Genomic DNA, 22,991 nt, shown 5'->3' with positions numbered 1-22,991 from the left:
TTTTGAGGTGGACGCGGGTTCGTTCCACCGGATCCGATGTCAATCACCACTGAAACGGGGAGCTACATGAAGAACCACGCAAATATCCAACGCAAACCCGGCAGCCGACTGTTCGGCCATGCCGCGCTGGGCCTGGCGGCAGCCATCACCCTGGGACTGTATGGGGCTGGCGCCCTGGTTCCGGCTCACGCGCAGGCGACGACCGGCAGCATTTTCGGCCAGGTTCCCGCCAACAGCGGCGAAACCGTGAAGGTCAGCAACAACGCGGGCATCACCCGTGAAGTGGCGGTGGACGCGTCCGGCCGCTACACCGTGGACTCGCTGCCGCTGGGCGACTACACCGTGACCTTGCAGCGCGATGGCCAGGTGATCGACACGCGCTCGCACATCACGATGCGCGTGGGCGCCGGCACCGAGGTTTCCTTTGCCGCGCCGAACGCGGCGGACGCACAGGTCCTGAGCGCCGTCACCGTGCAGGCCAATGCGCTGCCGAGCATCGACGTGACCGGTGTCGATTCGCGCACCGTCATCACCTCCCAGCAACTGGCCCGCCTGCCGCTGGCACGCAGCGCCGAGGCGATCGCGTTGCTGGCCCCGGGCGTGGTCGAAGGCAGCGGCCTGTTCAACGGCCTGAGCACCACCGGCGGCTCCGTCGTCTCGCTGGGCGGTTCGTCGGTCGTCGAGAACGCCTACTACATCAACGGCTTCAACACGACCGATCCGCTGAGCGGCTTCGGCGGCCTGACCCTGCCCTACGGCGCGATCGACCAGCAGGAAGTGCTCAGCGGCGGCTACGGCGCCGCCTACGGCCGCTCCGACGGCGGCGTGATCAGCCAGGTCGGCAAGCGCGGCACCAACGAATGGCATTTCGGTGGCCAGGTGCAGTGGACGCCCAGCAGCCTGCAGGGCGACCCGAAGAACTTCTACTACGTCAACGGCGACGGTTCGCGCGGCAGCATCTATCGCCGCCGCAACGACAACAAGTCGTGGACGACCACCGTCGACGCCTACGTCGGTGGCCCGCTGATCAAGGACAAGCTGTTCTTCTTCGCCGCCGTCGAAGCCGAGCGCGAGCAGGGCCTGGGCGACTCCAACAGTGCGGCCGACCGCGGCGTGGGGCCGGTGACGGCGCCGTTCAACACGCATACGCGCGAAGACCGCCCGAAGTGGTACGGCAAGCTCGACTGGAACATCAATGACAACAACGTGCTTGAGTTGACCGGCGCCTCCAGCAAGGATTCGTACGAGGGCTCGACCTACAACTACGACTACGACAGAGACAAGCAGACCGATTACGTCGGTGGCGCGACCTCGACCAAGAACGGTGCCGACCTCTACTCGGCGAAGTTCACCAGCTACATCACCGACGACCTCACGGTGAGCGCGCTGTACGGCAAGATGAAGGGCACGTATTACAGCGACACGCCCGGATTCGATCCGACCAACCCGTACCTTTTCCATCCGGAAAACCAGAACCCGGACGTCACCGGCGGCGACATCATCACCAACAACCAGACGGTGTCGACGATCAACCTGCCCGGGCATCGCTCGACCAACACCAACCTGCGCGTCGACATCAGCTACAAGCTCGGTGATCACACGCTGACCGCGGGTATCGACAACCAGAACTCGTCGAACGTCGACGCGGGCACGTATTTCCCGCCCAATGGCCTCGGCTATGCCTGGTACTACGACCGGATCACCGACGGCGACGGCAACCCGCTGCCGAACCAGTACATCCTGGGCGGCCCGGGAACCGCGGCCGCGGGTGCGGACTGGCGCAACTCGCCGTGGGTTGCCGCCGCCGGCCCGGGCAGCAACGGCTACTACGTCTACCAGTACCGCTACCACGACAACGGCTCGTTCCGCGTCGCGCAGCGGGCGCAGTACATCGAGGACAGCTGGCAGGTCAACGATCGCTGGCTGGTCAAGCTCGGCCTGCGCAACGACCAGTTCACCAACTACGGTGGCGACGGCCAGCCGTACCTGCGCCTGACCTCGCCGCAGTGGGCGCCGCGCGTGGGCTTCAGCTGGGACGTCAATGGCGACTCCAGCATGAAGGTCTACGGCAATGCGGGTCGTTACTACCTCGCACTGCCGAGCAGCGTGGCGCAGCGTTCGGCTGGCACCTCGCTGTTCACCAGCACCTACTACACCTACACCGGCATCGACGCCAACGGCGCGCCCACCGGGCTGACCCCGATCGACACCAGCGTCGGCGCCGGGCAGCCGCTGTCGAACAACGGCGAGTATGGCCAGGGCCGTGACCCGCGCACGGCAGCGTCGACCAACCTGAAGTCGGAATACCAGGACGAGTACATCCTCGGCTTCGACAAGAAGCTGGGTGACTCGTGGGTGTACGGTGCCAAGGCCACCTATCGCAACCTGCGCAACGCCATCGACGACATCGCCGACAACGTGTCGATCATCGCCAAGATGAACGCGATGGGCATCGACCCGAACAGCTACGACGCCACCCAGGTGCCGGGCAGCATCCTGATCAACCCGGGCGCCACCTCGGTCTTCAACATCCCGAAGCTGGCCGGCGGCTACTACACCGTGCAGATGGACTGGAAGAACGATTTCCACTTCAACACCACGATGAAGCGCAAGTACTACGGCCTGGACCTGTACCTGGAACATCCGTTCGACGGCAAGTGGCAGGGCAAGGTCGACTACCTGTTCTCGCGCAGCTACGGCAACAGCGAAGGCCAGGTGAAGACCGACGTCGGCCAGACCGACGTGTCGGCCACGTCCGACTGGGATTACGCGCAGATCATGGACTACGCCAATGGTGAACTGGCCAACAGCCGGCGTCACCAGATCAAGGCGTACGGTTCGTATCAGCTGAACCCGGCGTGGATGCTGTCGGGCAACCTGACCGTCATGTCCGGCGCGCCCAAGAGCTGCCTTGGCCTGTATGCCAACAACACCAACCCGGGCCTGGGCTACGGCACGTACTATCACTTCTGCAATGGTCAGCCGTCGTCGCCGGGCGAGTCGCACAACCCGTGGACCTACCTGCTGAGCCTGAGCGCGGAATACCGGCCGGAATGGGCACAGCGCCGACTGGGCTTCAACGTGATGGTCTACAACGTGTTTGACAGTCAGGAGACGACACAGACCTACGCGCGTCAGGGCGTCAACTATCTGCGTCCGTTCACGGCGCAGACCCCACGCTATGTGCGTTTTGGCGTGAACTACGACTTCTGATTCGCCAGCAACACCGTAAAACGGGGCACCGCCGAGCTTTCCGGCGGTGCCTTTTTGTTTCACCGGCGGACACGGACGCCGCGGCAGGCGGCGGATTCCGGCGTGCCATCCGCGAGCCTTCACGACTGCAGCCGTGGACCGGTACGCCGTCCCGGCGATTCCACGCCGCGCGAACGCGGCCGAACGAGGCCTCCATCGAAGCTTCATCGTGACTTCTGCCGCACGACGCGCAGTCACGCTCGCCTCTAAGCTCACCCATCGGCCATCGCGTTGTCCCCACATCGCCGTGGCTCCAGTCCATGCATTTCTGAAACCCCTCGGAGATCTGGCGTGTTCCTCATCCTAGACGGCACCGGGCCCCAGTACGCCCAACTTTCGCGAGCCATGAAGGCAGCCATCCTCGACGGTCGCATCGGCATCGGCTCGCGCCTCGCTCCCACGCGCGAGCTGGCCCAGGAACTCGGGCTCTCGCGGACCACCGTGCTGGCTGCCTACGAGCAGTTGCGCGCGGAAGGTTTCATCGACGCCAGAGTCGGATCGGGCAGCTACGTGGCGCACCTGCAGACCACGCGCACGGCGCGTCCGCTCGAGCGCTCGATCACTCCGCCATCGCGTTATGCGCATCGCGCGCGACGGATGCAGGACAGGACCATTGCGCAGCTGCACAGCGGCTTGCGCTACAACCTGCAGTACGGCAACCCGCTGGTGAATCCCGCGCTCAGCGAGACCTGGGGGCGTGAACTGGCGCGCGCCGCGGCCTACACGCCCACCAGCGACATCCGCGCGCAGGGTTCGCCGGCCCTGCGCGAACAGGTGTGCGCCTACCTGGCACGCCACCGCGGCGTGCGGGCGCTGCCCGAGAACGTGCTGATCGTCAGCGGCGCCCAGCAGGCCTTTTCGCTCACCGCCCGGGTGTTGTTGAACGAGGGCGATCCGGTGGCGCTGGAAGACCCCCATTACTTCGGCGCCTACCAGGCTCTCGGGGCGCATGGCGCCCGCATCTGTTCCGTGCCGGTCGACCACGAAGGCCTGGTCTGCGAGGCGTTGCCCGTGCCGGCGCCGGCGCTGGTCTGCGTCACGCCTTCGCACCAGTTTCCCAGTGGCGCCGTGATGTCGCTGCGGCGACGACTGGAACTGCTGCACTACGCCGACACGCACAAGAGCTGGGTCCTGGAAGACGACTACGACGGCGAATTCCGCTACGACAGCCGCCCGCTGGCTGCGCTGCGGTCGCTGGACCAGGGCGATCGGGTGATCCACGTCGGCAGCTTTTCCAAGACGCTGTTCGGCAGCCTGCGCCTTGCCTACATGGTGCTGCCCGTCGCCCTGCGGGACGATTTCATCAACGCGAAATATCTCAGCGACTTCTCCTGCCCCGGGATCGAGCAGGCGGCGCTGGCGCATTTCATGGAAAGCGGTGGTTTCGAACGGCACCTGCGGCAGGCGCGCAAGGAGCTCAAGGGGCGTCGCGAAGAACTCATCCGCGGCTTGCACCGACACGCCGGCGACCGGGTGGACATCGTCGACTCCCCGGCCGGCATGCACGTGGTCGTGTGGCTTCGCGGCTACGACGAGGCACAGGCGCAGGAACTCATCGAACTGGCCCACTCGCAGGGCCTGGGCCTGTATCCGATGGCGCCGCACTACGAGTCCGCCCAGGCACGCCCGGGGCTGCTGCTGGGCTACTGCGGCCTGTCCGCGCAGGAATTGCATGACGCGATGCAACTGTTCGGCCATTGCCTGGACGAGATGGAAGAGCGGATGGCGCGACCGGCGCGACGCCGCTGCCAGGGGGGCTGATCAAACCTGCCCCCGTCCTGCCGGCGACGAGGCGGCGCGCCCCCGATCAAGCCGATGCAGCGCATGCAGTAAGCTTTCCGCTCCGCTGCCGACTCTGTCCCATCCATGCACCCACGCACCACGATCACCCCGCAACTGCGCGACTGGATTCTGACCACGACGCGGGACGGCCACAGCGTGACTGAAGTGTTGCGGCTGATGAAGGACAACGGTTACGACCCGCGCCAGAGCCGCAGCATCGTCGCCGAGGTGTTGAAGCTGCCCTTGGCGGCGCTGAATGCGCCGGCACCGGGCGCGTCGCCCCGCGGCTTGCGCACGAGACATCCCGAAGCGCCTGAAGTCGATGTCGACGGACATCTGGTCGGCATTTCGCTCAGTGTCGAGAACCCCGCGCTGCGCGTGCTGGAAAACCTGCTCGCCGCGGAAGAATGCGACGAGCTGATCGCGCTGGCGCAACCCCGGCTCAAGCGCGCGCTGACGGTGGCCAGCGACGGCAGCAACCAGGTCGACCAGCGACGCACCAGCGAGGGGATGTTCTTCACCTTGAACGAGCTGCCGCTGGTGGGCCGGATCGAGCAACGCCTGGCCACCCTGCTGGGCATGCCGGTCAGTCACGGCGAAGGGCTGCAGATCCTGCACTACCTGCCCGGCCAGGAATACGAACCGCACTTCGACTGGTTCGACCCGCGGCAGCCCGGCTACGACACCATCACCGCGGTGGGCGGCCAGCGCGTCGCCAGCGTGGTGATGTATCTGAACACGCCGGCACAGGGCGGCGGCACGGCCTTCCCGGAACTGGGCCTCACCGTCACCGCACGGCGTGGTGCCGCCGTGTACTTCGCCTACGAGGGCGGTGACCAGCAATCCCTGCATGCCGGCCTGCCGGTGCAGCGGGGGGAAAAGTGGATCGCCACCAAATGGCTACGCGAACGCCCCTACGGACACTCGCACACGACCTGAACGCCCGGCCCGGGGGCCGGCGCGCGTTGCTGCGGCGCAGCAGCGTTTGGCGTATCCTTGCAGACCTTCTTTCCTCAATCTTCGCCAAGGACTGTCCATGGGTCTGCATCTCGTACCCGCCGGCCGCAACGTGCCGGACGAAATCAACGTCATCATCGAAATCCCCAAGGATGCCGAGCCGGTCAAGTACGAAGTGGACAAGGAAAGCGGCGCGATCTTCGTCGACCGCATCCTCTCCACGCCGATGCGTTACCCGTGCAACTACGGCTACGTGCCGGGCACCCTGGGTGGTGACGGCGACCCGCTGGACGCGCTGGTGATCCTGCCGCTGCCGCTGACCGTGGGTTCGGTGATCCGCTGCCACCCGGTCGGCATGCTGCAGATGTCCGACGAAGCGGGCAGCGACGAGAAGCTGGTGGTGATCCCGTCGCCCAAGGTGTTCCCGGGCTACGCGCACATCAACGACATGAAGGGCGTCTCGCCGCACTGGCTGGAGCGCATCGGCCACTTCTTCGAGCACTACAAGGATCTGGAGAAGGGCAAGTGGGTCAAGATCGAGGGCTGGGCCGGCGCCACCGAGGCCAAGGCCGAGATCGTCGCGGGCGTCGAGCGTTACAAGGCCAGCAAGGCCTGATCAGCTGACGGACCAACGGCGCGCCCGCTTCGCGTGGCGCGCCGTTTTCGTGTCTGCCACCCGCAGGAATCAACCGCGCTTGAGCAGCTCGCGCAGGTCGATCAGGGCCGCGTTAGCCCGCGACACGTAGTTCGCCATCACCAGCGAATGGTTGGCGAAGAAGCCGAACGGCGAGCCGTTCAGCACCATCGGGCTGTGCAGCGGACGCTGCGCTTCCTCCAGTTCGCGGATCACCTGCTCCAGGCTCACGTCGGCGTGCTTGGAACGCAGGATCGGGCCGAAGTCCTGCTGGAACGCCTTGAGCTGTTCGAGCAGGGTCGAGGTGTAGCCGCGCGCCTCGTAGAAGTTGTCGTCGATCTTCGTCCACGGCGTCTTCACCAGCCGGCCGCCACCGGGCGCAGCCACCGTGCTGGCCGCCGCCGGCTCGTCCGCCGAGGCCACGTCGCCGATGCGGATCTGCCCCACGCTGGCCGACAGCCGCTGCGACAGCGAACCCAGCCGCGACGAGACCAGCTGCAGGTAGTCGGCCAGGTTGTCCGCGCGCGCGTAGAAGTGCGCGTTGCTGTCGTCGGCGTCGCCGAGCCGGCCCAGATAGCCGTCCAGATGTCTGATCGCCTTGCGGTACTGGCTCTCCGAACTGGGCAGCAGCCAGCGGTCGTTCGGACTGTTGAGCAGCGGATCGGCCTCGGCCAGGTCCTTGTCCTCGGTCGACTGCGTCTGCGAACGGCTGAAGTCGTTGCGCAACGCGCGCACCAGGTCGCGCGAGGCGGTCAGCGAGCCGAATTCCCAATTGGGCACGTTGTCCATCAGCACGCCGGGCGGCAGCTTGTCGTTGCTGAGGTAGCCGCCGCGCTTGTCCAGCAGCGTGTGCACCGAGGTGATCAGGGTGACCGTGGTGGTGGCGCCGACGCTGGCCGGCCGCTTCAGTTCCTGCATCTGCGCCCGGGTCACCGTCACCGGATCGAACAGCGCAGGCTCGCTGTCCCACCACCACATCAGCGCGCCCACAAACAGCAGCACCAGCGCGCACAGCGCCAGGATGGCGCGGCGGATGCCGTGGCGTGGCGGGTTCGAGGTGTCCTGGGTCTGCATCGAGCAACTCCTGCGGGAAATGGGCAAAGCTTACAGGCTCATCGTTCCCACGGCGGATGCGCGCCCAGCCGCTCGGCCAGGAAGTCGACGAAGGCGCGCACCCGCGGCGGCACCAGCCGGCGCTGCGGCATCACCGCGTGGATGCCGGTGGTGGCGATCGGATAATCCGGCAGCACGATCTGCAATCGGCCGTCGCGCAGTTGCTGGTGCACGTGCCAGACCGAATGCATCGCGATGCCGAGCCCGGCCACCACCGCGTCGCGCAGCAGTTCGCCCTGGTTGGTTTCGAAGCGGCCCTGCACGCGCTGCGCGATGGCGCGGCCCTTGCGGTCGCTGAAGTGCCAGGTGTCCTGCCGACCCCGGCTGCCGACCAGCAGCAGGCAATCGTGGTTCAAAAGATCGGCCGGCGTGCGCGGTACGCCGTGGCGTTGCAGGTAGCCCGGCGAGGCGCACAGCACGCGCCGGTTGGTCGCCAGCTGGCGCGCCACCAGGCCGGAGTCGTCCAGCGCGCCGACGCGGATGCCGAGGTCGAAACCGGAACCGACCAGATCCACGATCTGGTCGTCGAGATTCACGCTGAGCTTCACCCGCGGATGCCGGGCGAGGAATTCCGGCAGCAGCGGCGAAATGTACTGGCTGCCGAACGCCGCCGACATGGTCACCCGCAAGGTGCCGCTGACTTCGCTGGCGCCCTGGCGCAGGCCGCCGGTCAGCGCCTCCAGGTCCTCCACCAGCGCGCGCCCCTGCTCGGCCAGTTGCATGCCCTCGGGCGTGGCGTGCAACCGGCGCGTGGTCCGGTGCAGCAGGCGCACGCCCAGTTCGCGCTCCAGCCGCTTCAGCCGCTGGCTGGCCACCGCGACCGACAGGTCGAGGCTGCGCGCGGCGGCGCTGATCGAACCCAGGTCGAGCACGCGCAGGAACAGGCCGAGGTCGCCGATGCGGTCCATGACTATCAACCATTCATTGATAATGATTAGTCATCTTGGTGGTTTTTGCAGAAAAGGCAAATCCTTAGGCTGGCGCATCGTTTCTTCAGGACTGTCGCCATGCGCTCCCCTTCCGTCCGGCCACGCACCCCGCTGGCGCTGTACGCGCTGACCGCCGGCGCGTTCGGCATCGGCACCACCGAATTCGTGATCATGGGCCTGCTGCTGCAGGTCTCCGCCGACCTGCACGTCGGCATCGCCGCCGCCGGCCTGCTGATCTCCGGCTATGCGCTGGGCGTGTTCGTCGGTGCGCCGCTGCTGACCGCGGCCACCAGCCGGCTGCCGCACAAGACCGCGCTGATCGCCCTGATGATCATCTTCACCCTGGGCAACCTGGCCAGCGCGCTGGCGCCGAGCTACACCGTGCTGATGATCGCGCGGGTGCTCACCTCGCTGGCCCACGGCACCTTCTTCGGCGTCGGCGCGGTGGTGGCGACCGGGCTGGTGGCGGAGGATCGCAAGGCCTCGGCGATCTCGATCATGTTCACCGGCCTCACCATGGCGACCCTGCTCGGCGTGCCGGCCGGCGCCTGGCTGGGCCTGCACCATGGCTGGCGCGCCACGTTCTGGGCGGTGACCGCGATCGGCGTGCTGGCCACGATCATCATCGCCACGCTGGTACCGGCCGATCGCGGCGGACACGCGCCGATGAAGTTCGCCGAGGAGCTGAAAGGCATCGCGCATCCGCAAGTGTTGCTGGGCCTGCTGATGACCGTGCTCGGCTTCGCCGGCGTGTTCGCGGTGTTCACCTATATCCAGCCGATCCTGACCCGCATCACCGGCTTTGCCGACAGCGCGGTATCGCCGATCCTGCTGGTATTCGGCGGCGGCATGGTGGTGGGCAACCTGCTCGGCGGCCGGCTCGCCGACAAGCGGTTGATGGCGACCCTGCTGGGTTCGCTGATCGCGCTGGCGATCGTGCTGGGCACGATGACCTTGGCCCTGCATAGCAAGCCGGCGATGATCGCGTTTGCCGCGGTGTTCGGCATCGCCGGGTTCGCCACCGTGGCGCCGCTGCAACTGCGGGTGCTGCAGAAGGCCAGCGGCGGTGGCGTGCTGGCGTCGAGCTTCAACATCGCCGCGTTCAACCTCGGCAACGCGATCGGCGCGTGGCTGGGCGGCGCGGTGATCAGCCACGGACCGGGCCTGGGCGCGGTGACCTGGGTGGCGGCGACCTTGCCGCTGCTCGGCCTGATCGTGGCGTTGTACAGCATGCGGCTGGATCGCGCCCACGCTTCCCGTATCGCGCCCCGCGCCGCCGGCCTCGAAGCATCCTGCTGAAACCGCGTTCGCGCCAGCGCAAACTCTTTCCCGTCCCCTGCCCGAAGTCCGGAGATCCCATGAAAGCCGTCGCCCTCACCCGTTATCTGCCGATCGACGAACCGCAATCGCTGATCGACATCGAACTGACCCGCCCCGTCGCGGGAGAACACGACTTGCTGGTGCGCGTGGAAGCGGTTTCGGTGAATCCGGTCGACACCAAGCTGCGCTCGCCGAAGCCCCAGGTGGAAGCGCAGCCGAAGGTGCTGGGCTATGACGCCGCCGGCACGGTCGAGGCGGTCGGCGCGGCGGTGACCAGCTTCCGGCCGGGCGATCGCGTTTACTACGCCGGTGACGTCACCCGGGCCGGCAGCAACGCGCAGTACCAGCTGGTGGATGCACGGCTGGTCGGCCACGTGCCGCCATCGGTCGAACTGGCCGACGCCGCGGCCTTGCCGCTGACCGTGCTCACGGCCTGGGAGCTGCTGTTCCAGCGCATGCCGTTCGACAGCGAGCACGGCGGCGAAGGGAAGTCCCTGTTGATCATCGGTGGCGCCGGCGGAGTAGGCTCCATCGCGATCCAGCTGGCCCGACGCGCTGGCTTCACCGTGATTGCCAGCGCCTCGCGCGCCGAGACCATCGACTGGTGCCGCACGATGGGTGCGCAGCACGTGGTCAACCATCGCGAGCCGCTGGCCGCGCAGCTGCAGGCGCTGGGTTTCTCCCAGGTCGATGCAGTGCTCAACCTCGCCGACACCGACCGCTACTGGTCCGTCATCGGCGATCTGCTGGCGCCGCAAGGTCACGTGGGGCTGATCGTGGAACCGGTCGGCGCGCTGAAGATCGGCGATCCCTACAAGGCCAAGTGCATCGGCATCCACTGGGAAATGATGTTCGCGCGTGCCCGCTACAAGACGGACGACCAGGCCGAACAGGGGCGCATCCTCGAACGCGTGGCAACCCTGCTCGCCAGCGGTGAACTGCGTGGCACGCGCACCGCCACCCTGACGCCCATCCATGCCGCCAACCTGCGCGAGGCGCATCGCCAGCTGGAATCCGGCAGCACGATCGGCAAACTGGTGTTGGCCGGCTGGTAAAAATGAAGCAGGGTGGCGGCGGCCACCCTGCTTCCTGTTCTACCCACACTTTTGATCGAGGGATTTCCTGGTCTTTCGACAGGACTATCTCGACGAAACGGGCTTGGCCGGTTCGCCTTTCTTGCCGAAATCCTCCATCAGGGTCTTCATGTCCTCGGCGTGCTCTTCCTCCATCGCCAGGATGCCTTCCAGCATGCGCTTGGTGGTGGTGTCCCGGTCGCCCACGTAGTTGATGATTTCCCGATAGCTGTCGATGGCGATGCGTTCGGCAACGAGGTTTTCCTCGATCATCGCCGCCAGTTCCTCGGGCACCACGAACTCGGCATGGCTGCGAGTGGAAAGGCCATCCGGCGAGAAATCGGGTTTGCCATCGAGCTGGGTGATGCGCTCGGCGATCAGGTCCGCGTGACCTTGTTCCTCGTTGGCGTGTTCGAGGAATTCGGCGGCCACGCTCTTGGCGTTGATACCGGAGGCAAGATAGTGGTGGGCCTTGTAGCGCAACACGCAGACGAGTTCGGTGGCCAGCGCCTCGTTGAGCAGCTTCAGCACCGTCTGCCGATCCAGCGTGTAGCTGTCGGTGACCGCGCCGCGCTGCATGTGTTCCCGCGCGCGCCGCCGGATCGTCTCGATGTCGGAAAGAAACGGCGTGGATTTCGACGGCGTGGACTTCGACTGGGTGGCCATGAAATATCCCTTGCGTGGGCTGATTCAGGTCAGTCTAGTCACTCGGTGTGGCGGTGGCGTCAACGCCACCGCCAGCTCGCCCGCCACTCAGGCCGCGGACGAATCACGCGGCAGGTAGGCGCGCAGGAACATGTCGACACCGGCCCGGGCGGTGGCTTCGATTTCCGCGGCATAGCTTTCGGGACAATCCGTGCAACCGAACATCTGGCGCATCATCAGGTTGCCCTTGATCAGGCTGAGGAATTGCGTGCAGGCGCGTGGCACGTCGGCGATATCCAGCTGGCCGGCGTCGACCGCCTGCTGCAACAGCCGCTCCATCAATCCATGCGTGCGCGCGGCACCCTCTTCCCAGATCAGCTTGCCGTAGCGCGGATTGCCCTGACGGCAATCACTGAGGATGGCGCGAAACGTGCCCACGGTCTCCACGTTGCAGTCGAGGTGGGCATGGATCAGCGCCACCCGCAGCAAGGTCTCGCGGATGTCCGCGTGCGGGTCGAAGGCATAGGTTTCCTCCGGCAGCAGATCCTCGATGCGCGAACGGATCACTTCGCGGAACAGGTTGTCCTTGTCGCCGAAGTGGCTGTACACCGTCAGCTTGGACACCCCGGCGTCGGCGGCGATCGCATCCATGCTGGTGCCGGCGAAGGCATTGCGGATGAACAGCGCCTTCGCCGCGACCAGAATGGCCGCACGCTTCTCCATGTCCTTCGGACGACCGGGACCCTGGGCTCTGATTTGCGCGCTGCTGCTCATGCCTCCACCTTCACAAACGGGGTTCATCGCTTTATTATACGCCCCGGTTCATTTATTTTCCAGAACAGGCACCGGCGCCAGTTCCCGTGTCGAACGCACGCGTGCATCAGGTGACGTGCGTCAACCGCTTCCGATGACTTCCGGCACTTCGTGGCCCGCCGCGCAACCGGCAGGCTGTGACCGTCGGAGCGTGTCATTGTGGGAGCGCGCGCTAGCGCTTATCCTTTTTGACCTTTTTCGATCCGCATGGGACACGAGCAGATGGCGATGAATATCGAGCAGGCGCGACTCAACATGGTGGAAAACCAGGTGCGCCCGTGGGAAGTCCTGGACGCCCGCGTGCTGGACGTGATCGCCCGCGTTCGCCGCGAGGATTTCGTCGCCGCCGAACATCGCCAGCTCGCCTTCGCCGACCTGTGCCTGCCGCTGGGCCACAACGAAGTGATGATGAAGCCGGTGGTGGAAGGCCGCGTGCTGCAGGCGCTGGAACTGCAGGGTACCGAGCACGTGCTGGAAATCGGCACCGGCTCGGGGTTCCTCACCGCCTGCCTGGCCGGCTTGTCGGCGCAGGTCACCAGCGTCGACATCCATGCGGACTTCACGGCGGCCGCCGGTCAACGCCTGCAGGCCGCCGGCGTTTCCAACGCTGACCTGATCACCGGCGAAGCCGTGAACCAGTGGCAGCCCGACGGCTTGTTCGACGGGCTGGTGGTGACCGGTGCGGTGCATGCGATACCGCCACGCTGGCTGACCTGGCTCAAGCCCGGTGGTCGCGCCCTGGTGGTCCGCGGTGAATCGCCGGTGCAGCATGCCACCCTGCTCATGCACGAGGGCGCCGGTCGCTACCGCGAAGAGGCCCTGTTCGAAACCGATCTTCCCTACCTGAGTCACGCCGAGCCGCCGCCGCGGTTCGTGTTCTGAGCTCATCCCCGAATCGATACCCACGAGGCAACTCATGCGTTTGAAGCTGCTCACTCTTGCACTGGCCCTGGCCGCCATCTCGCTGCCCAGCCACGGCGAGGACTTGCTGGACGCCTACCGTGAAGCCCGCAACAACGACCCGGTGCTGTCGCAGGCCGACGCCAGCAGGCTGGCGACCGGTGAAGGCGTGACCCAGGCCCGCGCGTCGCTGCTGCCGCAGATCGGCGCCAGCATGAGCCTGAACCAGACCAATGGTGGCGGCCAGATCGGCCACAGCCGCTCGCGCACGATCAACGGCACCTTGAGCCAGAGCGTGCTGGACTTCAGCAAGTACGCCAACCTCAAGGCCGCCCACTCGGCGTCCGAGGCCCAGGACGAGCTGTACGCCTCCGCCGGGCAGCAACTCTACGTGCGCGTGGTCGCCGCCTACTTCGGCGTGCTGACCAGCGAGGATGGCCTCACCTACGCCAAGGCCAACGAGGACGCGTTCCGCCAGCAGTACGAGCAGTCTGACCAGCGCTTCAAGGTCGGCCTTTCGGCGATCACCGACGTCTACCAGGCCAAGGCGTATTACGAAGCGGCGAAGTCGCAGACGATCGCCGCGCAGAACACCCTCAATGATTCCCGCGAGGCGCTGGCCCAGATCACCGGCAAGCCCACCGGCGACCTGAAGAAGCTGCGCGACGACCTGCCGATGCAGCCGCCGTCCCCGGCCGACCAGGACGCCTGGGTCAAGCAGGCGCTGGAAACCAATCCCGACCTGCTCGCCCAGAAGAGCAACGTGGAAACCGCCCAGCACAACATCAGCGCGGCGCGGGCGGCGCATCTGCCCACGATCACCGCCGGCGTGTCCTACGGCAAGGGAGCCGGCTGGTCCGAAGGCAATGCCGCGGCCCGCTATCGCGACCCCGCCTCGACCACGATCGGACTGACCCTCAACGTGCCGATCTTCTCCGGCGGTGCCACGCAGTCACTCGTGCGCCAGTCGATCTACCAGCGCGACGGCGCCGCCGACGCGCTGGAAGCGCAGCGCCGCCAGGTCGTGCGCGACACGCTCAACTACTATCGCTCGGTGATCGCCGGCATCGCCCAGGTCGAATCGGCGAAGGCCTCGGTGGAATCGGGCCGCAAGGCGCTGGAAGCGACCCGCGCCGGGTTCGAGGTCGGCACCCAGACGATGACCAACGTGCTGCTGGCGATCCAGACCCTGACCTCGTCGGAGAGCAGCTACTCGCAGGCGCGGCACCAGTTCATCCTCAACAAGCTGCTGCTCAAGCAGACTGCCGGCACCGCCGACGTGAAGGACATCGAGCAGATCAACGCGTTGCTGCAGTAAACCGCGGCGCCACGTTTCACGGAACGGCCGGGCATGTCCCGGCCGTTCTGTTTCCGGGCGGACGATCCGTCATTCCTGCAGCATGCCGTCGATCAGTTGCATGACCCGCTGCACCGCCCCGCGCTCACGTTCGAACACGCCCTGGGCATCGCGACCCATGCGTTCGCGGCTGGCCGCATCCAGCAACAGCCGTAGCACGTCGGGGCCCAGTTGCGCGGCGCCGGTCACGCGCATCGCGCCACCCTGCTCGATCAGGCTGCGGGTGATCTCGTCGAAATTGAAGGTGTGTGGCCCGACCAGCACCGGCACCGACAGCGCTGCCGGCTCCAGCACGTTGTGGCCGCCGATCGGGACCAGGCTGCCGCCGACGAAGGCCACGTCGGAGCCGGCGAAGAACGGCATCAGCTGGCCCATCGCGTCGATCACGAAGACCTGGTGCGAGGACGACGGCACGCCTTCGAGACCGCGCGTGGCCACCGTGAAACCCAGGCTGCGCACCGAGTGCTCGACCAGCCGGAACCGTTCGGGATGGCGTGGCGCCAGCAGCAGCAGCGCATCGGGCAGTCGCTTGAGCACCTGCAGGTGCGCCTCCAGCACCGCCTGCTCTTCACCCTCGTGCGTGCTCGCCGCCATCCACACCGGACGACGCGGCCCCCACTGCTCGCGCATGCCGGCGGCCAGCTCCACCGCGCCATCGGGTATGGGCATGTCGAACTTCATGTTGCCGGTGACCAGCACCTGTTGCGGATCGGCACCGAGCAGGCGATAGCGTGCGGCATCAGTGCGTGACTGCGCGGCGATCAGGGTCACGCAACGCAAGGCGGATCGCAGCAGCCCGCGCAGCGGCCGGTAGCCGCGCAGCGAACGCTCGGACAATCGCGCATTGACGATCATCAGCGGAATGCCGCGGCGGCGACAGGCGAAGTAGAGGTTGGGCCAGATCTCCGTCTCGACGATCAGCGCCAGCCGTGGCCGGATCTTCTTCAGGAAACGGCTCACCGCGTACGGCAGGTCGTACGGCAGATAAACATGGAACACGCTGTCGCCGAACAACTGCTGCACGCGCGCCGTGCCGGTCGGGGTCACCGTGGTGACCACCAGTTGCGCCCTGGGGTAATCGCGTTGCAGTGCCTTGATCAGGGGCTCGGCGGCATTCACCTCGCCCACCGACACCGCGTGCACCCACAGGCTGCCGTTGAAGCCCGGCGTCCTGAAGAACCCGAAGCGCTCCGGCCAGCGCTGGTGGTAAGGCCGCGAACGCACCCCGCGTGCCAGCAGCCGCAGCACCAGCAGCGGCGTGACCAGGAACATCGCCAGTGTGTAGAGATAGCGCAATGGCACGACTCGTGGTGTTGACGCGGCAGTATACGAGAGCGGGAACGAGGCCACGCGGGACAGCCGTCCGCGATCCACTACAATGCCCACGATGCCCGGCATGTCCCGTCCCGCCTTCCACCGTTCGCTGCTCGCACCTCGTCACTGGCCGGCGTGGCTGGGCGTGGCCACGATCTGGCTGATCGCACGACTGCCGCAATCCGTGCTGATGTGGCTGGGCCGTCGCCTCGGCGCCCTGGTGCTGCGCATTCCTTCGGCGCGAAAGCGCATCGCCGCAGCCAACCTCGCCCTGTGTTTCCCCGAACTCGACGCCGACGCCCGGGCGCGCCTGGTCGACGCCAACCTGCGCGACATCGGCCTGATGCTGGTGGAGTTCGCGCTGGGCTGGATGGGCAGCGATCGGCGCATCGCGGCGATCCCCACCCACATCGAGGGACTGGAGCATCTGGAAGCGGCGCGGGCGGAAGGTCGGGGCGTGCTGCTGGTGGGCGGACATTTCTCGCACCTGGAGCTGTGCGCGCGACTGGTCTCGCAGCGCATCCGCATCGCCGGCATGTATCGGCGGATGGACTCGACCGTGTTCGAGTGGGCGGTACTGCGCGCGCGACTGGATTACGCCGACGCCATGTTCGACAAGGACGACATCCGCGGCACGGTGAAATACCTGCGCAACGGCGGCACCCTCTGGTACGCGCCGGACCAGGACATGCGCAGCAAGGACACCGTGTTCGCGCCGTTCTTCGGCGTGCCGGCGGCCACCATCACCGCCACCCATCACCTGGCGCGGATGTCCGGCGCGAAGGTGATTCCGTTCTTCCATCGCCGCCTGCCCGGCAACCAGGGCTACGTCCTGCGCCTGGGCACGCCGCTCGAAAACTTCCCGGGACCCGCTGCGGAAGCCGACACCGCACGCGTCAATGCCTGCATCGAACAGATGGTGCGCGAGGCGCCCGAGCAGTACCTGTGGGTGCACAAGCGCTTCAAGACCCGGCCGCCGGGCGCGCCTGCGATCTACTGATCGTCGCCGGTTTCCCGCTTCGAACGCCGCTGCTCGAGCTCGTACAGCTTCGCGTACTTCAGGAACGCGTAGAACGCGTGGATGCGGGCGGCGATGAAGCCGGCCCAGCCGGAACGCCAATGACCGCGCAGCAGGTAGTAGCGCAGGAAGGCCACCGTCGGATACGCCACCATGCGCAGTCGCAACCCGCCGACCCGGCGTCTGGCCAGGTCGGGCAGCTGCAGGCTGGAATAGCGATCAGCCTTGCCCACGCGTCCGCTGATGTCGGGCTCGCCGTGGTGATCGATGACGACATCGAGCACCCCGATCGCGCCGTCCACCTGCACCTCCTCGTGCACCTCATGGCGGCTCATGCGGGCATGTCGTCGATCGAACAGGCGCACGTAGTGGTTGAGCCGCGCCCGTCGCGATTGCCAGCGCCAGAACTGCCACTCGCGCCGCCACAACTGGTATCCCGCGCAGGTCGGCGCCAGCAGCGCCTGCTGCAGCGGCGCGATCGACGCTTCGTCCAGCGACTCGTCCGAATCGAGCAGCAGCACCCAGCGATGGCTGGCCAGATCGATCGCCGCCTGCTTTTGCGCGCTGTATCCGGCAAACGGCTGGGCGTGGATGCGCGCACCGTAGCGGGCAGCGATCGCCATGCCGGCGTCGGTGGAACCGGAGTCCAGCACCACGATCTCGTCCGCCCAGCTCACGCCGCGCAGGCAGGCATCCAGCGTGGCGGCGCTGTTGAATGTGGTCACCACCACCGACAACGGCTCACGCCCCATCGCGGGCCTCCACGGAGGCAGCTCTTTTGAGAAGTCCGGCAGGGACGCCGGGCTCTTCTTCGCCGGCAGGGACGCCGGCAACGAACAAACTGGCACACCACAGACCGAGCAACCAGGCGAACAGCAGCCCCCACCAGGCCGAATAGAAGGCCAGATGGGTGTTCAGCGGAAACAGCATCACGCCCAAGGCCAGGCTCACCGGGAACGCGCGCTCCCGTGCTGCCGCACCCATGCTGCGCCACGCCCGCCATGCCAGCACCACGCCGGCCAGCCACAGCAGCAGGCCGATCGAACCGGTCTCGGTGAGTATCTCGAGCACCAGCTGGTGGGCATGGCAGGCACCTTCGCCGACGCCGCAGGCTTCGGTCGATACCACGAAATGATCATTCGCCGGGGCGTACTGCGGATACGCATAACGATAGCCACGCACACCCACGCCGTTGAGCGGATGCGCGGCGAACATCCCGACGCTGGCGTGCCAGATGTCGAGGCGGCCGCTGAGCGCGGCGTCCAGCGACTGGTCGGTGCCGTGCAGGGCCAGCAGGGTGCGATCGATGCGGTCATGGAAACGCGTCGAAGTCTTCCAGGCCAGTCCCCCGGCCAGCGCCAGCAGCAGCGCCGCCACCGCGCAGAAGCCGGCAAAGCGCAGCGGCGATTTCGTCTCGCGCCAGGCAAAGCCCAGCGCCACCAGCACGTAGCACAGCCACGCGGCGCGCGCACCGGCCAGCAGGATCGGGCCCAGGATCAGGGCGAAGGCGAGCAGCAGTCCCGGCAAGCCCCAGCGTCGTCGCGCGGTCCACAGCGCAAACGGCGACAGCACCGCCAGGGTTGGTCCCAACTTGAGGTTGTCCGCACCGAAGATGCCGGAGACGCGCTCGGCCTCTGCCTGGCCGCCAAGGCTCCAGCCGGTCAGCGCCTGCACCCAGGCGTCCAGACACCACAGCGCCAATACCCAGGCCACCGCCACATACAGGGCCTGCAGCTTGCTTTCGCGGCGGATCGCAAAACACGCGTACAAACCCAGCGGCGCGTAGCGCAACAGCGCGGCCACCGTGCTCCAGCTCTTGCCCGGCCGGACCGCATCGAGCGCGGAGCACAGCGCCGCCCCGACGTAGGCGGCCAGCAGCCAGAGCAGCAGGCGTGCCCCCGCGTGCTGCTGCAAGGCCTGCGGATCGCGGGCGAACAGCATGATCACGCCGAGCAGGCACAACACGGTGCCCAGCTCGGAACTGCGCCCGAACGGCAGCAGCGCGACCACCAGCCAGAACGGCAGCAGTGGCGAGCGCAACGCGCCCTTGAGTGAGGTGCCGAACGAATTCATGCGTGGGCCGGATGACTGCGATCCCGCATTGTAGGCGAGCCGCCGCAGCCAATCCGCACGCCCGCGGCGGCCTGATCAGGACGCGGCGATTTCGTCGTACAGGGCGAGCGTGGCCTGCTGCATGTCGCCCAGGCGATAGCTCTGCAGCGGCGAGATCGGCGGCGCCACCCGCAGCAATTCGGCGGCGCGCTCCACCAGCCGCTCGCGGTCACCGGGAGGCACCCGGCCGGCGGGGTACAACTCGGCGAGCAGTTCGCCGACGCCGCCATGGGCGTAGCCCAGCACCGGACGGCACAGCGACAGCGCCTCGACCACGGTGCGGCCGAACGATTCGGGCCGGTTCGACAACTGCAGCACCAGCGCGGAAATCGCGTAGATGTCGCGCACGTCGTCGCGTGGCGGGCTCAGCACCACCTGCGAAGTCACCCCGCGCAAGCGGATCAGTTCCTGCAGCTCCGCCACGTAGGCCTCGCGGCCGGGTTCGATCACGCCCAGCAGCAACAGGCGCGCCTCGATCCCCCGTCGCTTCAGGTCGGCCAGCAGCTCGATCGCGTCATGGTGCCCTTTCAGGCGCGTGCCACGACCCGGCAGGGTCAGCAGGGGTGCGCCGGTCAGCGCGGGAAACTCGGCAAGAAAGGCCTTCTGCCAGGCGTCATCGGGCCGGTGGCCATAGGGAAACGCCTGCGGATCGATGCCCCGCGGAATCACCTTGACCCGGCCCGGCTCCAGCCAGCGGTAGTGGCTCAGCACGTAGTCGCGCAAGGTCTGTGACACCGCCACCACGCGCTCGCCGCGCAGCAGGATCGCACTGTAACGCCCGGGTGAATTGAGCCCGTGCACGGTGGTGAGGAAATGCGGCCGCGGCGACATGCCCTTCAACGCCCACCAGCCCATCCAGGCCGGCAGCCGCGACCGGGCATGCACGATGTCCGGCTTGATTTCGCGCAGCAGGCGCCGCAAGGCGCCCAGATGGCCCAGCGTAGACAGCGACTTGCGGCCGATGTCCAGCGTGATGTGCTCGCTGCCCTCGGCCTTCAATTGCTCGACCAGCCTGCCGCCCGCCGAGATCACCACCGAGCGGTGGCCAGCCTGCACCAGCGCACGGGCAATCTCCAGCGCTGACCGCTCGGCGCCACCGGAGTGCAGCGCAGGGATCAACTGGACCACGGTCAGCAGCTTGGCGGGCACGGCAATGCTGGACATGAGCTCGGGGCTGGCGGCTTTCATTCCATGAAGGCAAGCAAGAACAATGCCGCCGAAGGGTGTGACTGGCCCGAAAGCTCAGTCCTGCAGCACGTAACAGGCGCCACAGTAGGCACAGGTTGACTCGCCGCCATCATCGACGATCGGCAGGTAGACCTTCGGATGCGAATTCCACAGTTCCATGCCGGGCATGGGACAGGACAGCGGCAGGTCCGCGCGCGTCACTTCATAACGATTTTCGGCATTTGCCGGCACCATCGGCGCCGCCGCAGAGCGGGGGGATGACATCAGTGAACTCCAGACTGGACATCAGGCCGCAAATGGTAGCAGGCTGCAGCCTTCTGTCGGGGGACAGCAGGGGTACCCAAGGAAGCCGGACGCAGCTCCCAGCCGTGAGGCTGCGGTGGCGGTCCTCATCACGTGAGCACTCATCCACGACCCGGCGTTTCGTGCCGGGCCCACTGCAACGAGTTCGGGAGCTGACCATGGATTCAGGAAAGATCATTGCACGCGTCAAGGCCATACTGACCACGCCGAAGACCGAGTGGCCCGTGGCCGCCGCCGAACCGGCCACGGTGAACAGCCTGTTTACTGGCTACATCCTCATCCTCGCCGCCCTGCCCGCGGTGGCCGCCTTCATCAAGGGCAGCCTGATCGGCACCAGCGCATTCGGCATCACCGTGCGCGACTCGATCGGTGGCGGCATCACCCGCATGGTGCTGGGCTACCTGCTGTCGCTGGTCGTGGTCTACCTGATGGCGCTGATCATCAACGCGCTGGCCCCCACCTTCGGCGGCCAGAAGAACATGGTGCAGGCCCTCAAGACCGTGGCCTATGCGTGGACCGCCAGCTGGATTGCGGGCATCGCCGTGATCGTTCCCTGGCTGGGCTGGCTGGTTGCGCTCGCCGGCGCGATCTATGGCGTGTACCTGCTCTACCTCGGCCTGCCGCAGACGATGAAATGTCCGACCGAAAAATCGGCCGGATACACCGCGGTCAGCGTGATCATCGCCTTCGTGCTGAGCTGGATCGTGGGCGCCATCGTGATCGGCGTGGTCGGCACCGCCGCACTCACCGGCTCGGCGATGGGCGGCATGCATGTCACCGGCAGCAATGGCGACAGCGTCACCATCGACGGCAACAGCGCGATGGGGCAGCTGGCCGCGATGGGCAAGCGCGCCGAACAGGCCAGCAAGGACATGGAAGCCGCGCAGAAATCCGGCGACAGCGCCGCGCAATCCGCCGCGATGGGCAAGATGATGGGCGCGATGGCCGGCACCGACGGCAACGTCGAAGCGCTGGCACCGGACCAGATCAAGGCCTTCCTGCCCGACAGCCTGGGCAACCTCAAGCGCAGCAGCCTGTCGGCCCAGCGCAACAAGGCGATGGGCATGCAGATCTCCGAAGCCAGCGCCGACTATTCCGCCGACAACGGTCAGCACCTCACGCTGGAAGTTTCCGATACCGGCGGCGCCAAGGGACTGATGTCGCTGGCCAGCGCGATGGCGCCGGAGGAGGAAAAGCAGACCGAGCACGGCTACGAGAAGACTTACAGCGCCGGCGGCAACCTGGTCCACGAAGCATGGGATACGCAGTCGAAATACGGCGAGTACAGCATGGTGGTCGGCAAGCGCTTCACCGTGAAGGCCACCGGCAATGTCGACGGCATCGACCAGCTGAAGCAGGCGGTCGGCAGCGTCGACCTGGGCAAGCTGGAGTCGCTGAAGGACGCCGGCGTCAAGGCGAACTGACCCACTCGTCCGGACACGAAAAAGCCGCGCCGTCACCGGCGCGGCTTTTTTTGTGTTCGCGCAGACTTACTTCTTCTTCGGCACCGAACCTTCGGTGGTGATGCGGATGCTGAGCTCGTCGCTGACGTTCGGCACATAGGCGCCGACGCCGAAGTCCGAACGCTTGATGCTGGCGGTGGCGTCGAAGCCGATCGACGGCGCCTTGCTCATCGGATGCGGGCCGATCTTGTTCAGCGTCGCATCCAGCACCACGGGCCTGGTCACGCCGTGCACGGTGAGGTTGCCGGTCACCTTGAACTTGTTGCCGCCCAGCGGCTGCACCGCCGTGCTCTTGAAAGTCACCACCGGGTACTTGTCGGCATCGAGGAAGTCCGGCTTCTTCAGGTGCTCGTCCAGCGCCGCCACGTGGGTGTCGAGGCGGGCCAGCGGCAGGGTCACTTCCACGCTGGAATTGGCCGGGTGCTGTTCGTCGAACACCACGGTGCCCTCGCCCAGGCCGAGGTCGGCGGTGGGGTTGGAGTAGCCGAAGTGGTTCCAGCTGAACAGGACCATGGTGTGGCTCGGGTCGAGCTGGTAGGTGACCGGGGCGGCCTGGACCGACACGGCGGCGCCGAGCAGGCCGGCGAAAGCGAGGCTTTTCAGTGCACGCATGGGTAAGCTCCTGTGAATGGTGGGAAGTGTGGTTCAGGCAAACGTGCAGGCTTCTTCGAACGCCAGGCGGGGCGACGCCCGAACGGGTTGCGGCTGGTCTCGGAAAGCCACCCGCGCGTCGCTATCCTGTGGCGGGGCGCGCCCGAAGTGACGCTATCCTGCCAGTGTATAGGCGACTGCAGGCGAACGGTCCACCCATGGGAAGA

At 66.7% G+C, this 22,991-nt stretch carries 20 protein-coding genes; 10 read left to right on the top strand and 10 right to left on the bottom strand.

Features of this window, described 5'->3' with window-relative positions; all coding sequences use genetic code 11:
• Positions 1-66 precede the first annotated feature (66 nt).
• The 4 genes from AC3A56_RS14085 to ppa all read left to right on the top strand — a co-directional run bounded on the left by AC3A56_RS14085 (position 67) and on the right by ppa (position 6,607).
• Positions 67-3,213 (top strand): TonB-dependent receptor, encoded by a 3,147-nt coding sequence (locus AC3A56_RS14085; protein ID WP_487770738.1) that lies wholly within the window; start codon positions 67-69, stop codon positions 3,211-3,213.
• A gap of 330 nt (positions 3,214-3,543) precedes the next feature.
• The gene (gene pdxR, locus AC3A56_RS14080) at positions 3,544-5,013 is read left to right on the top strand and encodes a MocR-like pyridoxine biosynthesis transcription factor PdxR (protein ID WP_487770737.1); all 1,470 of its coding nucleotides are present in this window, start codon (positions 3,544-3,546) and stop codon (positions 5,011-5,013) included.
• A gap of 105 nt (positions 5,014-5,118) precedes the next feature.
• Positions 5,119-5,973, top strand: a complete 855-nt coding sequence (locus tag AC3A56_RS14075; RefSeq protein ID WP_487770736.1) for a 2OG-Fe(II) oxygenase — start codon at positions 5,119-5,121, stop codon at positions 5,971-5,973.
• A gap of 97 nt (positions 5,974-6,070) precedes the next feature.
• Positions 6,071-6,607, top strand: coding sequence for an inorganic diphosphatase (gene ppa, locus AC3A56_RS14070; RefSeq protein ID WP_056768281.1), 537 nt, complete (start codon positions 6,071-6,073; stop codon positions 6,605-6,607).
• A 69-nt stretch (positions 6,608-6,676) separates the two neighbouring features.
• Here ppa and AC3A56_RS14065 read toward each other — a convergent pair whose 3' ends face one another.
• On the bottom strand, positions 6,677-7,699 hold the full coding sequence (locus AC3A56_RS14065; protein WP_487770735.1) for a DUF2333 family protein: 1,023 nt from the start codon (positions 7,697-7,699) through the stop codon (positions 6,677-6,679).
• 38 nt (positions 7,700-7,737) lie between these two features.
• The gene (locus tag AC3A56_RS14060) at positions 7,738-8,646 is read right to left on the bottom strand and encodes a LysR family transcriptional regulator (RefSeq protein WP_487770734.1); all 909 of its coding nucleotides are present in this window, start codon (positions 8,644-8,646) and stop codon (positions 7,738-7,740) included.
• 99 nt (positions 8,647-8,745) lie between these two features.
• On the opposite strand from AC3A56_RS14060, the gene AC3A56_RS14055 reads away from it, so the two are divergent.
• Both AC3A56_RS14055 and AC3A56_RS14050 read left to right on the top strand, forming a co-directional pair.
• Positions 8,746-9,966 (top strand): MFS transporter, encoded by a 1,221-nt coding sequence (locus tag AC3A56_RS14055; protein ID WP_487770733.1) that lies wholly within the window; start codon positions 8,746-8,748, stop codon positions 9,964-9,966.
• Between the two features lie 59 nt (positions 9,967-10,025).
• Positions 10,026-11,042 (top strand): zinc-binding alcohol dehydrogenase family protein, encoded by a 1,017-nt coding sequence (locus AC3A56_RS14050; protein WP_487770732.1) that lies wholly within the window; start codon positions 10,026-10,028, stop codon positions 11,040-11,042.
• A gap of 84 nt (positions 11,043-11,126) precedes the next feature.
• Here the strand turns inward: AC3A56_RS14050 and AC3A56_RS14045 are convergent, their stop codons facing one another.
• Together AC3A56_RS14045 and AC3A56_RS14040 are read right to left on the bottom strand one after the other, a co-directional pair.
• On the bottom strand, positions 11,127-11,726 hold the full coding sequence (locus AC3A56_RS14045) for a ferritin-like domain-containing protein (RefSeq protein ID WP_487770731.1): 600 nt from the start codon (positions 11,724-11,726) through the stop codon (positions 11,127-11,129).
• A gap of 87 nt (positions 11,727-11,813) precedes the next feature.
• Positions 11,814-12,428 (bottom strand): TetR/AcrR family transcriptional regulator, encoded by a 615-nt coding sequence (locus tag AC3A56_RS14040; protein WP_487770730.1) that lies wholly within the window; start codon positions 12,426-12,428, stop codon positions 11,814-11,816.
• Positions 12,429-12,740: 312 nt separating this feature from the next.
• Between AC3A56_RS14040 and AC3A56_RS14035 the strand changes: the two genes are divergently transcribed.
• Both AC3A56_RS14035 and AC3A56_RS14030 read left to right on the top strand, forming a co-directional pair.
• Positions 12,741-13,400: a protein-L-isoaspartate O-methyltransferase family protein gene (locus AC3A56_RS14035; RefSeq protein WP_056718070.1), complete on the top strand. Its 660-nt coding sequence runs from the start codon at positions 12,741-12,743 to the stop codon at positions 13,398-13,400.
• 34 nt (positions 13,401-13,434) lie between these two features.
• Complete coding sequence (locus AC3A56_RS14030; protein ID WP_056718040.1) at positions 13,435-14,736, top strand: TolC family outer membrane protein; 1,302 nt, start codon at positions 13,435-13,437, stop codon at positions 14,734-14,736.
• A 69-nt stretch (positions 14,737-14,805) separates the two neighbouring features.
• Here the strand turns inward: AC3A56_RS14030 and waaA are convergent, their stop codons facing one another.
• On the bottom strand, positions 14,806-16,047 hold the full coding sequence (gene waaA, locus AC3A56_RS14025; RefSeq protein WP_235580697.1) for a lipid IV(A) 3-deoxy-D-manno-octulosonic acid transferase: 1,242 nt from the start codon (positions 16,045-16,047) through the stop codon (positions 14,806-14,808).
• 124 nt (positions 16,048-16,171) lie between these two features.
• On the opposite strand from waaA, the gene lpxL reads away from it, so the two are divergent.
• Positions 16,172-17,089 (top strand): LpxL/LpxP family Kdo(2)-lipid IV(A) lauroyl/palmitoleoyl acyltransferase, encoded by a 918-nt coding sequence (gene lpxL / locus AC3A56_RS14020; RefSeq protein WP_487770729.1) that lies wholly within the window; start codon positions 16,172-16,174, stop codon positions 17,087-17,089.
• On the opposite strand, the gene AC3A56_RS14015 is transcribed toward lpxL, so the two are convergent.
• The 4 genes from AC3A56_RS14015 to AC3A56_RS14000 form a co-directional block, all read right to left on the bottom strand.
• Entirely contained in the window at positions 17,083-17,859 is a 777-nt protein-coding gene (locus AC3A56_RS14015; protein WP_487770728.1) for a glycosyltransferase family 2 protein, read from the bottom strand. The genes lpxL and AC3A56_RS14015 overlap by 7 nt on opposite strands.
• The gene (locus tag AC3A56_RS14010; RefSeq protein WP_487770727.1) at positions 17,849-19,180 is read right to left on the bottom strand and encodes an O-antigen ligase family protein; all 1,332 of its coding nucleotides are present in this window, start codon (positions 19,178-19,180) and stop codon (positions 17,849-17,851) included. Before AC3A56_RS14010 ends, AC3A56_RS14015 begins: the two co-directional genes overlap by 11 nt.
• A 75-nt stretch (positions 19,181-19,255) precedes the next feature.
• Positions 19,256-20,383, bottom strand: coding sequence for a glycosyltransferase (locus AC3A56_RS14005; RefSeq protein WP_056768377.1), 1,128 nt, complete (start codon positions 20,381-20,383; stop codon positions 19,256-19,258).
• Positions 20,384-20,461: 78 nt separating this feature from the next.
• Positions 20,462-20,671 (bottom strand): zinc-finger domain-containing protein, encoded by a 210-nt coding sequence (locus AC3A56_RS14000; RefSeq protein ID WP_056718035.1) that lies wholly within the window; start codon positions 20,669-20,671, stop codon positions 20,462-20,464.
• A gap of 197 nt (positions 20,672-20,868) precedes the next feature.
• On the opposite strand from AC3A56_RS14000, the gene AC3A56_RS13995 reads away from it, so the two are divergent.
• A complete protein-coding gene (locus tag AC3A56_RS13995) occupies positions 20,869-22,134 on the top strand; it encodes a Yip1 family protein (RefSeq protein WP_487770726.1) in 1,266 nt (421 codons plus the stop codon).
• A 66-nt stretch (positions 22,135-22,200) separates the two neighbouring features.
• On the opposite strand, the gene AC3A56_RS13990 is transcribed toward AC3A56_RS13995, so the two are convergent.
• A complete protein-coding gene (locus AC3A56_RS13990; protein WP_487770725.1) occupies positions 22,201-22,785 on the bottom strand; it encodes a YceI family protein in 585 nt (194 codons plus the stop codon).
• Positions 22,786-22,991: the final 206 nt, after the last annotated feature.

The sequence above is a fragment of the Rhodanobacter sp. Soil_C_14 genome, from assembly GCF_057657335.1.
This window is presented reverse-complemented; position numbering and strand designations above follow the sequence as displayed.

What these genes read in the sequence shown, in the direction of transcription:
- AC3A56_RS14065 (WP_487770735.1), bottom strand. Translation starts at nt 7,699, where the DNA reads ATGCAGACCCAGGACACCTCGAACCCGCCACGCCACGGCATCCGCCGC.
- AC3A56_RS14060 (WP_487770734.1), bottom strand. Translation starts at nt 8,646, where the DNA reads ATGGACCGCATCGGCGACCTCGGCCTGTTCCTGCGCGTGCTCGACCTG.
- AC3A56_RS14055 (WP_487770733.1), top strand. Translation starts at nt 8,746, where the DNA reads ATGCGCTCCCCTTCCGTCCGGCCACGCACCCCGCTGGCGCTGTACGCG.
- AC3A56_RS13995 (WP_487770726.1), top strand. Translation starts at nt 20,869, where the DNA reads ATGGATTCAGGAAAGATCATTGCACGCGTCAAGGCCATACTGACCACG.
- AC3A56_RS14015 (WP_487770728.1), bottom strand. Translation starts at nt 17,859, where the DNA reads ATGGGGCGTGAGCCGTTGTCGGTGGTGGTGACCACATTCAACAGCGCC.
- AC3A56_RS14085 (WP_487770738.1), top strand. Translation starts at nt 67, where the DNA reads ATGAAGAACCACGCAAATATCCAACGCAAACCCGGCAGCCGACTGTTC.
- AC3A56_RS13990 (WP_487770725.1), bottom strand. Translation starts at nt 22,785, where the DNA reads ATGCGTGCACTGAAAAGCCTCGCTTTCGCCGGCCTGCTCGGCGCCGCC.
- AC3A56_RS14010 (WP_487770727.1), bottom strand. Translation starts at nt 19,180, where the DNA reads ATGAATTCGTTCGGCACCTCACTCAAGGGCGCGTTGCGCTCGCCACTG.
- AC3A56_RS14040 (WP_487770730.1), bottom strand. Translation starts at nt 12,428, where the DNA reads ATGGAGAAGCGTGCGGCCATTCTGGTCGCGGCGAAGGCGCTGTTCATC.
- waaA (WP_235580697.1), bottom strand. Translation starts at nt 16,047, where the DNA reads ATGTTCCTGGTCACGCCGCTGCTGGTGCTGCGGCTGCTGGCACGCGGG.
- AC3A56_RS14045 (WP_487770731.1), bottom strand. Translation starts at nt 11,726, where the DNA reads ATGGCCACCCAGTCGAAGTCCACGCCGTCGAAATCCACGCCGTTTCTT.
- AC3A56_RS14035 (WP_056718070.1), top strand. Translation starts at nt 12,741, where the DNA reads ATGGCGATGAATATCGAGCAGGCGCGACTCAACATGGTGGAAAACCAG.
- AC3A56_RS14005 (WP_056768377.1), bottom strand. Translation starts at nt 20,383, where the DNA reads ATGTCCAGCATTGCCGTGCCCGCCAAGCTGCTGACCGTGGTCCAGTTG.
- AC3A56_RS14000 (WP_056718035.1), bottom strand. Translation starts at nt 20,671, where the DNA reads ATGTCATCCCCCCGCTCTGCGGCGGCGCCGATGGTGCCGGCAAATGCC.
- AC3A56_RS14050 (WP_487770732.1), top strand. Translation starts at nt 10,026, where the DNA reads ATGAAAGCCGTCGCCCTCACCCGTTATCTGCCGATCGACGAACCGCAA.
- AC3A56_RS14030 (WP_056718040.1), top strand. Translation starts at nt 13,435, where the DNA reads ATGCGTTTGAAGCTGCTCACTCTTGCACTGGCCCTGGCCGCCATCTCG.
- AC3A56_RS14075 (WP_487770736.1), top strand. Translation starts at nt 5,119, where the DNA reads ATGCACCCACGCACCACGATCACCCCGCAACTGCGCGACTGGATTCTG.
- lpxL (WP_487770729.1), top strand. Translation starts at nt 16,172, where the DNA reads ATGTCCCGTCCCGCCTTCCACCGTTCGCTGCTCGCACCTCGTCACTGG.
- ppa (WP_056768281.1), top strand. Translation starts at nt 6,071, where the DNA reads ATGGGTCTGCATCTCGTACCCGCCGGCCGCAACGTGCCGGACGAAATC.